At 55.5% G+C, this 12,224-nt stretch carries 13 protein-coding genes; 3 read left to right on the top strand and 10 right to left on the bottom strand.

Annotated features, from left to right (window positions below):
- Positions 1-159 precede the first annotated feature (159 nt).
- The 4 genes from AC07VG_RS12705 to AC07VG_RS12690 all read right to left on the bottom strand — a co-directional run bounded on the left by AC07VG_RS12705 (position 160) and on the right by AC07VG_RS12690 (position 3,580).
- Entirely contained in the window at positions 160-876 is a 717-nt protein-coding gene (locus AC07VG_RS12705) for a LysR substrate-binding domain-containing protein (protein WP_495003942.1), read from the bottom strand.
- Positions 877-1,124: 248 nt separating this feature from the next.
- Positions 1,125-1,484: a response regulator transcription factor gene (locus tag AC07VG_RS12700; protein ID WP_495021349.1), complete on the bottom strand. Its 360-nt coding sequence runs from the start codon at positions 1,482-1,484 to the stop codon at positions 1,125-1,127.
- Positions 1,485-1,616: 132 nt separating this feature from the next.
- Positions 1,617-2,258, bottom strand: coding sequence for a response regulator transcription factor (locus AC07VG_RS12695; protein ID WP_495003944.1), 642 nt, complete (start codon positions 2,256-2,258; stop codon positions 1,617-1,619).
- Complete coding sequence (locus tag AC07VG_RS12690) at positions 2,255-3,580, bottom strand: two-component system sensor histidine kinase NtrB (protein WP_495003945.1); 1,326 nt, start codon at positions 3,578-3,580, stop codon at positions 2,255-2,257. Before AC07VG_RS12690 ends, AC07VG_RS12695 begins: the two co-directional genes overlap by 4 nt.
- Positions 3,581-3,941: 361 nt before the next feature.
- Between AC07VG_RS12690 and AC07VG_RS12685 the strand changes: the two genes are divergently transcribed.
- Positions 3,942-4,499, top strand: a complete 558-nt coding sequence (locus tag AC07VG_RS12685) for an EF-hand domain-containing protein (protein WP_495021279.1) — start codon at positions 3,942-3,944, stop codon at positions 4,497-4,499.
- A gap of 63 nt (positions 4,500-4,562) precedes the next feature.
- Here AC07VG_RS12685 and AC07VG_RS12680 read toward each other — a convergent pair whose 3' ends face one another.
- The 6 genes from AC07VG_RS12680 to AC07VG_RS12655 all read right to left on the bottom strand — a co-directional run bounded on the left by AC07VG_RS12680 (position 4,563) and on the right by AC07VG_RS12655 (position 10,172).
- Positions 4,563-5,336, bottom strand: coding sequence for an alpha/beta fold hydrolase (locus AC07VG_RS12680; protein WP_495003947.1), 774 nt, complete (start codon positions 5,334-5,336; stop codon positions 4,563-4,565).
- Between the two features lie 77 nt (positions 5,337-5,413).
- Positions 5,414-5,677, bottom strand: a complete 264-nt coding sequence (locus tag AC07VG_RS12675; RefSeq protein ID WP_495003948.1) for a DUF2790 domain-containing protein — start codon at positions 5,675-5,677, stop codon at positions 5,414-5,416.
- 340 nt (positions 5,678-6,017) lie between these two features.
- Entirely contained in the window at positions 6,018-7,484 is a 1,467-nt protein-coding gene (locus tag AC07VG_RS12670; RefSeq protein WP_495021348.1) for an aldehyde dehydrogenase family protein, read from the bottom strand.
- 175 nt (positions 7,485-7,659) lie between these two features.
- The gene (locus AC07VG_RS12665) at positions 7,660-8,649 is read right to left on the bottom strand and encodes an aldo/keto reductase (RefSeq protein WP_495003949.1); all 990 of its coding nucleotides are present in this window, start codon (positions 8,647-8,649) and stop codon (positions 7,660-7,662) included.
- Positions 8,650-8,686: 37 nt separating this feature from the next.
- Entirely contained in the window at positions 8,687-8,974 is a 288-nt protein-coding gene (locus tag AC07VG_RS12660; RefSeq protein WP_495003950.1) for a YciI family protein, read from the bottom strand.
- Between the two features lie 247 nt (positions 8,975-9,221).
- On the bottom strand, positions 9,222-10,172 hold the full coding sequence (locus AC07VG_RS12655) for a LysR family transcriptional regulator (RefSeq protein WP_495003951.1): 951 nt from the start codon (positions 10,170-10,172) through the stop codon (positions 9,222-9,224).
- Between the two features lie 164 nt (positions 10,173-10,336).
- Here AC07VG_RS12655 and AC07VG_RS12650 point away from each other — a divergent pair, with 164 nt between their 5' ends.
- Together AC07VG_RS12650 and AC07VG_RS12645 are read left to right on the top strand one after the other, a co-directional pair.
- Complete coding sequence (locus AC07VG_RS12650; protein WP_495003979.1) at positions 10,337-11,179, top strand: oxidoreductase; 843 nt, start codon at positions 10,337-10,339, stop codon at positions 11,177-11,179.
- An 11-nt stretch (positions 11,180-11,190) separates the two neighbouring features.
- Complete coding sequence (locus tag AC07VG_RS12645; protein ID WP_495021278.1) at positions 11,191-12,108, top strand: DMT family transporter; 918 nt, start codon at positions 11,191-11,193, stop codon at positions 12,106-12,108.
- Positions 12,109-12,224: the final 116 nt, after the last annotated feature.

Here is a 12,224-nt window from a genome sequence, read left to right as displayed (position 1 = left end):
TGGAGTAAGGACAGACCTGGTGAACGGCTTCGACTAGCGCTTGAGCATCGAAGCCGCGATGCGTTTCAAGTTGTCGCTCGATTTCGGCCATCGTTTTCAAGTAAGTCAGGCTTACGATGCAGAGGGTGAATACTTGGTTAAGCACGAGGGGAAACCGACTCAGTTGTCATCATGGTCTTGCAACAACATCCTGATCCGGGAACGCAGCCACTGCTGCGCCGGGTTGGCATGAGTCTCCTCTCCCCAGCTCATGGACAGCTTCAAATCGGGCAAGCTCAGCGGCATGGGCTCGCTGCGAAAGCCGCCCAATCCGACCATCGCTTTAGCGACGTAATCCGGCACCGTGGCGATTAAATCGGAGTCGGCCATCAGCAACGGCAAGGTGCTGAATTGCGGCACAGACACTTCAACCCGCCGCTTGCGGCCCTGGGCCTGCAAGGTCTTGTCGATATAAGCCGTGACGTCGCTGGAGTAGCCCACCTGTGCATGAGGTCGAGCACAATATTGGTCGAGATCGATGAATCCGGGGGCCCGGTCGCTGCGTAGTACGTTCAAACGCAAGCTACGCAGTTGCATGCGGTGCATGGCATGGGTCTTCGAAGGCTGGTAACTCAGGCCAACACCGATGTCGCCACTCGCCAGCAAATCGGTCAGTTGCTCACCGTCAAGTCGCTGTACCATCAGAGTGGCCCCCGGCGTATCCAATCGCAGCCGACGCAGCAACTGCGGCAGCAACGAGTACTCGACGTCGCCGCACAGCCCAATACGAAAAACCGTACGGCACTGGCCCGGATTGAAGGCCACACGGCGCGCCTCGAACAGACGGTCTGACGCTTCTCGGGTGAAACTTGGAACCGTACGTTTGGCCAGCGCCATGATAAGCAGTCCTTCTTATAAAGTTAATATTTGAACAACTTCGCTATTGGCCGCCATGTTAATTAAGCCCACTCTCGACGACCAGTTGTACATCGGCATAGCGTTTTAATACTCGGGCGTCACAGCTATAAACTTTCGTATAGTCAGCCTTTGAAAAGCAGCCACACAGCGACCTGCGCGACAACCGGTCGGGATATGAAAGTTGATTTCAAATAAAAAAGAGGAATGAACGTTACATGTTGCGGGGTTTAATGATGACGGTGGAGTGCCCGCTCAATGCAATTGATCATGGTCTGACCATCGAACGGCTTGCTCAAAAAGCTACTGGCACCTTCGGATTCAGCGCGTGCCTTGATGCTGGCTTCTGGAAACGCCGTCATGAGAATGATCGGTAGCTGACGCCCGCTCTTGACGATCACACGCTGCAACTCCAGGCCGTCCATGCCCGGCATTTGCACGTCGGTGATCAAGCAGGCGCTCGTGGATAATTGCTCCGAGGCCAAAAAGGCTTCCGCGCTGGGGAAGATGCAGGACTGGTAGCCCAACGACCGCACCAGGCTGTCGATGGCCACACGGACCGATTCTTCGTCATCAACGATGGCTATCACAAGATTTAACGACACTTGTTACCTACCTTCAGCTTCTCACTCGGCACCCTACCCGGTTGGCAGGTGCTTTTAACACTGAGCTCACTATAAAAAAACTCGGCCGATTAATAAATAATACCCAAGTATGTCTCTTCAGCCCTTTTTCCGAACGCCCAATAACTCAGCCATGCGTACCAACTCGGCAAATGACTTCGCCTGCATTTTTTTCATGGCATGACCACGATGAATCTTCACGGTGATTTCACTCAGGTTCATTTCACCGGCAATCTGCTTGTTCATCAGCCCGCTCGCGGCATAGCCCATGACCTCCTGCTCACGCGCGGTCAAGGTGGCGTAAATCTGTTGCAGTTGCACGGTCTGCTTCTGGCCTTCGCGACGTTTGCGGTCTTTTTCCAGTGCCACTGACACCGCGTCGAGCAGATCCTGATCGCGGAAAGGTTTGGCGAGGAAGTCCAAGGCCCCTGCTTTCATGGCCTTGACGGTCATGGCGATGTCGCCGTGACCCGTGATGAAGATAATCGGAATCTCGATGCCGGAAGCCTGCAACTGAGTTTGAAACTCCAGCCCGCTGGTGTATTGCAGGCGCACATCGAGCACCAGGCAGGACGGTATCGCTGGCAGCGGGCGGGCGAGAAACTCATCGGCCGAGGCAAAGGTCTCGACGTTCATGCCCACTGAACGAAACAGACTGCTCAAGGCCTCGCGCAGCGCTCCGTCGTCATCAACAATGAATACCTGCCGCCCCTCTATTGGTTTATCGTCAGGATGACTCATGCGCTCACCTCTTCGACCACGGGAAGTGCTATTTGCAGCACTGCGCCGGTTTCAGGGCGGTTGTGCGCGTCGATATGCCCGCCATGGGCCTCGACAATGGAGCGACAAATCGACAACCCCATCCCCAGCCCCTCTTCTTTGGTGGTGAAAAATGCAGTGAACAGCTTAGCAATATCCTGCTCGCGAATGCCGGGACCGCTGTCATGAATTTCCAGGATCAACTGATCGGCCACTCGTCCCAGTTTTATCAGCATCAACCGCTGAGCCTCATGGACTCTGGACATGGCCTGAACGCCGTTCATCACCAGGTTGATGATCACCTGCTGCAACTGCACCCGATCCCCCAGCACAGCCGGCAAGCCAGCCCCCAACTCCAGGCGCAAGGAGACATTCTGTTGTGCCAATTCGCGTTTGAGCAACCCTAGCGACTCCTCGACGACCTCGCCGAAATCCAGCGGAAAATGCTGGGGCTCGGACTTTCTCGACAATGCACGAATACGCTTGATGACTTCGCTGGCACGCTGAGCCTCACTGGAAATACGGCTGAGCGCGCTGCGCGCTTCGCCCAGATCCGGTACCTCGCGATTCAGCCAGCGCAGACCGGCTTCGGCGTTGGTGGTGATCGCCGCCAAGGGCTGATTGACTTCATGGGCAATCGACGCCGCTAATTCACCGAGGGTCGAGACCCGCGTGATGTGCGCCAGCTCGGCCTGCGACCGATGCAACGCATCCTCCGCCTTCCGGGCCGCAGTGATGTCGTTATTGGTCACCAGCACCATTTCTGGATTGCCGCGACGGTCTCGCGACAGCGACCAGCGTGACGTCACCGTGACGCGATGGCCATCCTTGTGGGTACTGGTGATTTCCCCTTCCCAAGTACCCTTGACCAATATGATCTGCATGATCTCCTCGAAGGTGGCGCCGATCTTCGATTGCAATAGGTCAGTGATTTTCTTTCCGAGCACTTCCTTGGCGGACCATCCATAGAGGGTTTGCGCACCCGCGTTCCAGCTGAGAATTCGATGCTGCATATCGCGCACGACCACCCCATCATGGGTTTGCGCCAGAAGCTTTACCTGCTCCTGCAACTGGCTGTTGATCGTATTGTTGCGCACGGCCAACGCCCCGCTAATGCCGATCGCCGCGAGGCTGATCAGGCAGCGTCCCAGAGGCGGCACCATGTGCACGTCATGATCGATGAAAAAGGCCAGAAGCGTCAGGCCCATGCAGCCAAGTGTGATTGCAATCAACCCGGTGCGCGAGAACGCATTGACCGCCATCAGCACAACAAGGACGTATAGGACAGCGATGGCAATATCCATCGGGGTCAAGGCATCAATGATGAAAATCAGCGCCGCCAGGGCAATAGCGCCAACACGCATAGGGAGAGTCGAATTCGTCAACGTAGTGCGCTCTAGTCAGGGCCTGCCGAAATAACGGCTTATTCTGGGCCCAGAATAACACGTCGCTGGTATAGCGATTCAATCGACTGAATTTGAATCACCCCAATAGGGGCTGTAGCAGACCCATTAATTAGAAACACTTAACAACCCAATAAGTAAAACTTAACTTTCCCGCCACACCCAATAAAATACTAAAGCTTTAACCCAGCCCGACGATCTATCTAGGTGCGGTCATTACTAACTATCAAAACAACCGCCCCCTTCAATCAAGGATCGAATCATGTCCCTATCGAACATCAGCAACTCCGCCGGCCCCTACTCAAGCCCTGCATCGCCGACATCCAACAATACCTCGGTGGCCCCTGCCCCCCATTCCACCTCCGCCGCTGCCCCCGCCCCGACAACCGCGCCGTCATCCCCCGCTTCGATCGTAACGCTGAGCAATGGTCAAATCGTGACATCCACCCCAGGCCAACTGAGGTCCGTGACCCCATTGACGGAGGCATGGGGTCCGCAGATGTTTTTCCAGGCCAACACCAGTAAAACCGAGAAACTGACCAGCAGTGAGTTTGCGGCCCAGCTGAAGCGCATCGGAGTGAGTGCCGAGACGGCCTCGAAATTGTTCAAAACGTTTGATACGTCCAAAGACGGTAGTCTGTCGGTGGACGAGTACGTGGCAGGGATTCGCGCCATCAGCTCCGACAGCAATACGATGTTCTCCGACCTGATGAACTCCTATACCCGCTCCCCCGATGGAAAGGTCGACAACGCAGCGGAAGATAGCTTCCTGCAGCAGGGCAGTGTGTTGGCTGAAAAGTACTGGTCCCGCCACTCGTAATGGCAACGGCCAAGGGACTGCGTCGTTAGAGGCAGTCCCTTGGTATTTCTTAGGTAGGACGTATTACTGACTGCGCCCTGCCGCTGCCAGAATCAGATCGGTAATTTCTTCAGGGTGCGATACCAGCGAAAGATGACTGGAGTCGAGTTCGACGGTGGTGGCGTTCATACGCTTGGCCAGGAAGCGCTCAAGGTCCGGCGATGTAGTCTGATCATTCTTCGAAACAGCGTACCAGGACGGCTTGGTGTGCCATGCAGCGGCAGTCGTGCGACCGTTGAACAGGGTCTTGGCAATCGGCTGTTGAGTGGCATACAGCGCCAGGGCCTTGTCCCGCGGCAGATCGCCGCCGAAAAACTTGAGGTAAGCGTCTTGGGTCAACGACACGAAGCCTTCATGTTCCACGGCACCGGCACGCACCGGCATCGTCGGGTATTTCGCTGCGAGGGCAACAAAGTCTTCACCGGTGTCCGGAGCTCGGGCCGCCACATAAACCAGCGAGCTCACTTTAGGATCGACACCCGCCTCGCTGACGATAGTACCCGCGTAGGAATGTCCAACCAACACCGTCGGCCCTTGCAACTGATCCAGCACACGCTTGGTAGCGGCGACGTCGTCTTCGACAGAGGTCAGCGGGTTCTGCACAGAGACCACGTTCAAACCGGCGGCTTGCAACCGTGGAATGACTTCTGACCAACTCGATCCGTCAGCCCAGGCACCATGCACCAGTACAACGTTAACGGCTTTGACGGTGGCGACCGGTCCAGCCATTGCCTGGGTAGCACAGGTCATCGCAGAGACCAGGCTTACGGCGATTCCGAGCTTGCTCAGTATATTCATGTGTCGTCTCTTTTGTGCAGTACGTTATTGGCTTAACGTCATTTCAGATTGTGTATAAAGCGTTGGTGTCTGATGGCTTAGCCGTTGCAACCATCACCCATCACTTCATAATCAAGTTCATGCTTCGAACCGCTAGAGTCCAGATAGATCATTTGCTCAGGAACAACACCGCAACTCGTCGCCGGGGTTGAAACGGACAGCACCTTGGAGATATCCAGGTGCGTGCCGTATTTGTAGCTGTCGATTTTAGTGACTACCGCGCTATGGGCAGTGTCGGAACCCGCTGCCATGGCGGTATTGAGGAAAGCCAGGACGACTGCGCCGACGAGCAAAGATTTCATGAGTGCACCTCTTCATATATGTCAGGAAAGTAATAACTGCAAGTCAGCACACGTATTTACGATGGCTCTTGCGTTGGACATAAGTTACGAGAATACCTGAGGCACAACCATTGTACGGAGGTGTCGAGCGTTAATACGTAGGGCTCGCCACCCTATACCTTGGTTTAAATTGGCGCAGCAAATATCCGTTTGCGCATGATTTCTCCACACAGCCTCGTGCAGAATAAAGTTGATAATCGCCATACAAAAAAACCCGATGCAATGCATCGGGTGCTTTGGCGCTGAAACAGGTGCAAAACCTATTTCACAATTTGGTATCCCGCATGATCAAAGCTGGGCATCAGAACGGGTATTCGCGAGGCCTGTTCTGAACCGAAATCCAATGCTCCGTGGTGAACTGCTCAATCACACCCTCGGCCCCAAAGCGTCCGCTCCCTGAGTTCTTGGTACCGCCGAATGGCATATTCGCCAGGTCCACCGCAGTCATATCGTTGATATGTGTCATCCCCGCATCAATCCCTTGGGCAAAGCGCAGACCTCGCGCCGGATCCCCGGTGAACACCGCGCTGGACAAGCCAAATTCAGTGTCATTGGCCAGTGCCAGTGCGTCCGCCTCATTGCGGGCCATGATGATCGGCGCGACAGGACCGAATATCTCATCACGACCCAAAGTTGCGGTTGAGCTCACCTGATCAAACACCTGCGGTGGCAGGACCAGCCCTTCGGCTTTTGCGCCCAACCGGTGCCGAGCCCCTTCTGCGATGGCGTTTGCGATAACGCCCTGCAAGCGGTCGAGATGCCTTTGGCCAATCAATGGGCCGACAATCGTTTGCGGGTCCATCGGATCGCCATACTTTAAAGTCGATACGCGCTCGACAAACTGATCGACGAATCGTGGATACAGCTTCTGGTCGACAATGATGCGGTTGGTACTGACGCAAATCTGCCCCTGGTGCAGAAAACGCCCGACAACCGCAGCACGAACCGCCTGCTCGAGGTCCGCATCATCAAGCACAACCAGTGGATTGTTGCCGCCCATCTCCAAACCGACATGTTTGAGTGTGGCACCGGTGACTGCCAGGGAACCAATACGCTTGCCAACGCCACTGGAACCGGTGAATGAAATGACCCGCGAGGCAGGATGGAGCACCAGGTGATCGCCGATTTCTTGATGGGCGCCAAACAGCACGCTGAGTACGCCCGGTGGCAGTCCGGCTTCCTCAAAGATGCGTGCCAGTAGGAGACCGCCCGTGACCGGGGTTTCTGCCGCCGGTTTTAAAACAACCGCGTTACCCAACGCCAACGCGGGGGCAAGGGCGCGGGTACTCAGGTGCATCGGCCAGTTCCAGGGACTGATGACCGTGACCACGCCGACGGGTTTGCGATAGATACGGTGCTCTTTATGCGGAATATCGCCGGACAGCATTTTGCCGGTTTGCAGGCTGGGTAATGCCATCGCCTCCTGCAGCATTGCACGAACCGCACTCCACTCGAACTGCGCCTTGAGCCATACACTTCCAGACTCACGGATCAGCCAATCGGTAATCTCGGCTTGGCGAAGGTCCATGATATCTACTGCGCGTCGAAGTACCGCAGCACGCTCTGACGGCAGCGCATTGGCCCATAGGGCTTGTCCCCTGACCGCAGCATCGAAAGCATCATCGACATCACGGGTACTTGCCTGTGCAAACTCACCGAGCAAATCGCCGTTGAATGGATTGTGGTCCTGTAGAACGACTGATTGACCGCTGCGCCACTGCCCCCCGATAAACAATTCCGAAAATTCATAAGGCGTAGGACGTGCCACGACATTACGTTCTTTATCTTGCACGATTGAACCCTCTCATTGAGTAGTACGAGCAGAACATTCCACAGCAAATGGCTTATCTAATTCGATAAATAAAAAGCGACTGTTGTAACCCGATCAACTGAAACAACTTTTACAACGCGAAAGACTCAACTGCAAAAATCATGCTTTACGCCTAGCGCTGAATATCCAACTCAACGTTGGCGCGAGGTCGATAATGCGTCTGAAGCTGCGCCACTTCATCTTCGTCTAGATGCAATGCCAACGCCCCCAGAGCATCGTCTAGATGACGGGCTTTGGAGACACCTATAATCGGTGCGCTGACCTGGGATTTCCCCAGCACCCACGCCAGTGCCACTTGAGCACGAGAAACGCCCCGCGCTGCCGCTATACGGCCGACCGCATCAATGATCGCGCGATCTTCTTCCTCATGCTGGGCATACAGCGCATGGCCGTAGGCGTCACTCTGCGAGCGCCCGGTGCTTTCCTGCCAGTCACGTGCCAGTCGACCACGCGCCAGTGGACTCCATGGCAATACACCGATCTGTTGGTCTGCGCACAGCGGCAACATTTCGCGCTCTTCTTCGCGGCTGAGCAAATTCAAATGGTTTTGCATGCTGACAAAACGGCTCCAGCCATTAAGCCGGGATACATACAAGGCCTTACTGAACTGCCAGGCGTACATCGACGAAGCGCCTATATAACGGACCTTACCGGCCTTGACGATGTCATGCAGCGCTTCCAGGGTTTCCTCGATAGGCGTTGAATAATCCCAGCGATGGATTTGATACAGGTCGACATAGTCGGTACCCAAACGGCGCAGGCTGTCGTCGATGGCTTGAAATATTGCCTTGCGTGACAGTCCCCCGGTATTGGGGTTGTCCTTCCAGGGGAAGTACACCTTGGTCGCCAGGACGACTTCATCGCGGCGGGCAAAATCTTTTATCGCCCGCCCGACATACTCTTCACTGGTGCCTGCCGAATAGCTGTTAGCGGTGTCGAAAAAGTTGATTCCGGCCTCAAGTGCCAGGCGTATCAGCTCGCGGCTGGGTTCCTCGGGGAGTACCCAGCCATGACGACCACGCTGGGCATCGCCGTAGGTCATGCATCCCAAACAAAGGCGAGATATTTTCAGACCTGTGCTGCCGAGATTAATGTAATCCATGGGAAGCTCCAGTGTGCTGGTCATCGAAAACCAGTCATTACTTAATATCGGTCAATGCCGGATGGAATTTGCTGGGGGTAAATTCCGTTATATTGTAACTGGCGATCTCATACTTGAAGAACGGGTCCTGTGTCAGGAGCACCTCCAGTTCGCCCCGCGTCACAATGCCGCTCACCAAGATCAGGCCACCGTCACGCGGCGTTTTGGGTCCTGAGGCCAAAAACACCTTGCTTGCATAATTTTCATCCAGGTATTGGCGGTGGGCGTCGATATGTTTTTCAACATCTGGAAGTGGTTTCAGGTAGGTCAAATTGACGACAAACATTCTGATTTCCTTGAGTAAGCAAGCGACGGGCTAACTAAAACATGATTATTGCGACGGGGTTAGATTACTGCGTTACCACGCCATTCAATAGCTATACATCAGTGCTCAGCCCTTAACACTTTAGGACCCAGCAACCTATACATTGGTTTAATATAGACCTGCCACTCACACGAGAAACACCATCCTTTCTGACGTAAGCGACGCAAAAAACAAACAACGCTCAGCCCAAAAAATAAAATCGAGTCTGTCATAACACCTCCGGCGGCGGGATCACGAACAACAGACTCTTCTTTGACGGGGTCGACCAGTCGGTGCTCCGCAGAAAATCGATCAGCGCTCGCAATTTGCGGGTGACACGGCGTCGATCCGGGTAGTAGAGGGTGTACCCAGGCAATCCGAAGCTCCAATCCTCCAACACCCTGACCAGGCTGCCGTCGTTGATAAGAGGATCGATGTAGCCGTTGATCATATAGGCGATGCCGAGCCCGTCGAGAGCCGACTGCACCAACGCGGCTGAATCATTGAGAACCAATCGACCCGCCAGCGCCAGTTGAATTTTCTCGTTATTTTTCTCGAATTCCCAACGCTCCACGACGCCGCTACTGGAATGCCTGAATCCAAGGCAATTGTGTTCGATCAACTCGCGAGGGTGAGAAGGAGTGCCGTGCCGCGCGAGATAGTCAGGAGATGCGACGACGTTGACAAACAGTTCAGGGCCAACCTTGACCGCCACCATGTCATGCTCAACGAACTCGCCGAAACGTATGCCGCCGTCATAGCCCAGTCGCACGATGTCGACCAAGGCGTTTTCCAGCGTGATCTCCAGATCGATCTGCGGATACGCCTCTAGAAAATTCGCCAGAATGGGCTGCAAAATTGTCATGTAAGCGGCCCGGGGTACATTCAACCGCAGTAGCCCGGAAGGTTCGCCGATGCTGTCGTTCAGTTCATCGGCGGCGATCATCAGCTCACGTACCGCGGGCTCGACTCGCTCGAGATACCGGGCGCCCGCTTCACTCAGGTTCACGCTGCGTGTCGTACGATTGAACAGCGCCACCCCCAAGCGCTGCTCTAATCCGCGAATGACCTGGCTCACCGCCGAAGGGCTGACGCCCAAGCGCGACGCCGCCGCTGAAAAGCTAGAGAGTTGGGCCACGTAGACGAAGGTGACCAGACCGTCGAGTTGATCCTGACGCATGACGTTCACCTACCTTCAGTGCAGCCCAATAAGAATGCCTTCGTTATAGCATTCAACTTTATGAAGATGGGCTTCATAGCCTTGCAAGCCTTAGAGGGATTGTTTGTGCCGCTACGCCAAGAGTAGAACTGATGCCACCCAACCTTCGACTTCGGATACAACACATGACTCAGTCCTCACAGAAAACCTGGTTTATTACTGGCGTCAGCTCAGGCTTTGGCCAGGCACTTGCCCACGCCCTGCTCGAAGGCGGCCAACGGGTGGTCGGCACGCTGCGCAACGAAACAGCGCGTGCTGCATTCGATCAGCTCAAGCCAGGCTACTCCTTCGGTCGTCTGTTGGATGTAACAGACTACAAAGCCATCGACGGTGTCGTTGCCGATATCGAACGCAGCGTCGGAGCGATAGATGTATTGGTCAATAACGCCGGCTACGGGCACGAAGGCCTTGTCGAGGAGTCGTCCCTCGAGGAGTTGCGCCAACAGTTTGAGGTCAACGTCTTTGGTGCCGTTGCGGTAACCAAGGCCGTGCTACCGTTCATGCGCGAGCGCCGCAGCGGCAACATTCTTAACGTCACCTCCATGGGCGGTATCGCGACGTTCCCAGGGCTCGGCTATTACCACGGTAGCAAGTTTGCGCTGGAAGGCATTTCCGAAGCACTGGGCAAGGAGGTCAAACCGTTTGGCATCTTCGTGACTGCCATCGAGCCCGGCGCCTTTCGAACCGACTGGGCCGGTCGCTCCATGGTCCGCGCACCACGCAGTATTGCCGACTACAACGAACTCTTCGACGTCATACGTGAAACACGAGCCAAAAACAGTGGGCAGCAGATCGGTGACCCTGCCAAAGCCGCCGCCGCAATGATCGCCGTCGTCGATTCGGCAACGCCCCCCGCCCATCTGTTGCTCGGTAGCGATGCCCTCAAGGTTGTCAGCGCCAAGCTTGATCTTCATCTAGCGGAAATTCAGCAGTGGAAGGCACTGTCGCTCAGCACTGACTTCAATTGAGGCATCAAGTCATGTCCGTCGCCATCGTTGACCGCTTAACGCCATCGAGCACATCAACGCGGCGATTTGGCCTGATGTGCGGATTGTTTGCCGCGCTGGTCTGGGGGGCCTTTCTGGCCGTCTCCCGGGCCGGTATCTCGGCGGGCTTAACAGCCAACGACTTGACCTTTTTGCGTTTCACCACCGCCGGTCTGCTGATGCTGCCGTGGTTCCTGTGCCACTCTCCCCTGACCCTCGCCGGTGTCGGCCTGGGCCGTGGACTCATACTCGCGGCATTGGCGGGCCCACCTTTTGTGATGATTGGGGCCAGCGGTTATGCGTTCGCGCCTCTCGCTCACGGTGCCGTACTGCAGCCCGGTGCATTGACATTGATGAGCTTTGTGCTGGCTTCGTGGTTGCTAAAGGAACGCAGCAAACCGCGCCAACTGGCCGGGCTGACCATTGTGGTGGTCGGCTTGTCAGTGATTGCTGGCCCCGGCCTGCTGGCAGGCGGATCCCAGGCACCTATCGGGGATATGCTGTTTATTCTAGCGGGATCGATGTGGGCGCTATTTTCAGTCCTGGCGAGGCGTTGGCATGTTGCCCCGGTTGCAGCGACCGCCGTCGTTTCAGTGCTCTCCGCCCTGTTGTATTCACCGGCTTATCTACTGACTCACGGCCTGGACTTTATGGGTAAAGTCAGCCCGGCCATGTTGATTGAACAAGTGGTGGTCCAAGGGCTGTTGTCCGGGGTGCTGGCCTTGTTCGCATACTCCATCGCGGTCCGTACTTTGGGGGCCGCTAAAGCAGCGATCTTCCCAGCGTTAGCACCTGCCGCCGCGATCCTCATCGGTATTCCTTTGGTCGGCGAAATACCGACCACACTGCAGTGGTTGGGACTTGCGATAGTGTCTACTGGATTGGTCATTGCGGTGACCAGCAGGAAATAATAACGCCTTCGAAAAACCCGCTCGACTTGCTGCAGATACGCAGCAAGTTGAAAACCCCACGAAGTTTGCTCTCCCCTCAAGAAACGGCCGGCACCTATTGACTTGTCAGGCTGTCC

Source organism: Pseudomonas sp. GW821-FHT03C07, from assembly GCF_059420925.1.
This window is presented reverse-complemented; position numbering and strand designations above follow the sequence as displayed.

Excerpts from the sequence above, each read along its gene's own strand:
- AC07VG_RS12655 (WP_495003951.1), bottom strand. The coding sequence starts at position 10,172 with ATGCGTCAGGATCAACTCGACGGTCTGGTCACCTTCGTCTACGTGGCC.
- AC07VG_RS12695 (WP_495003944.1), bottom strand. The coding sequence starts at position 2,258 with ATGAGTCATCCTGACGATAAACCAATAGAGGGGCGGCAGGTATTCATT.
- AC07VG_RS12685 (WP_495021279.1), top strand. The coding sequence starts at position 3,942 with ATGTCCCTATCGAACATCAGCAACTCCGCCGGCCCCTACTCAAGCCCT.
- AC07VG_RS12680 (WP_495003947.1), bottom strand. The coding sequence starts at position 5,336 with ATGAATATACTGAGCAAGCTCGGAATCGCCGTAAGCCTGGTCTCTGCG.
- AC07VG_RS12675 (WP_495003948.1), bottom strand. The coding sequence starts at position 5,677 with ATGAAATCTTTGCTCGTCGGCGCAGTCGTCCTGGCTTTCCTCAATACC.
- AC07VG_RS12665 (WP_495003949.1), bottom strand. The coding sequence starts at position 8,649 with ATGGATTACATTAATCTCGGCAGCACAGGTCTGAAAATATCTCGCCTT.
- AC07VG_RS12650 (WP_495003979.1), top strand. The coding sequence starts at position 10,337 with ATGACTCAGTCCTCACAGAAAACCTGGTTTATTACTGGCGTCAGCTCA.
- AC07VG_RS12705 (WP_495003942.1), bottom strand. The coding sequence starts at position 876 with ATGGCGCTGGCCAAACGTACGGTTCCAAGTTTCACCCGAGAAGCGTCA.
- AC07VG_RS12690 (WP_495003945.1), bottom strand. The coding sequence starts at position 3,580 with ATGGATATTGCCATCGCTGTCCTATACGTCCTTGTTGTGCTGATGGCG.
- AC07VG_RS12645 (WP_495021278.1), top strand. The coding sequence starts at position 11,191 with ATGTCCGTCGCCATCGTTGACCGCTTAACGCCATCGAGCACATCAACG.
- AC07VG_RS12660 (WP_495003950.1), bottom strand. The coding sequence starts at position 8,974 with ATGTTTGTCGTCAATTTGACCTACCTGAAACCACTTCCAGATGTTGAA.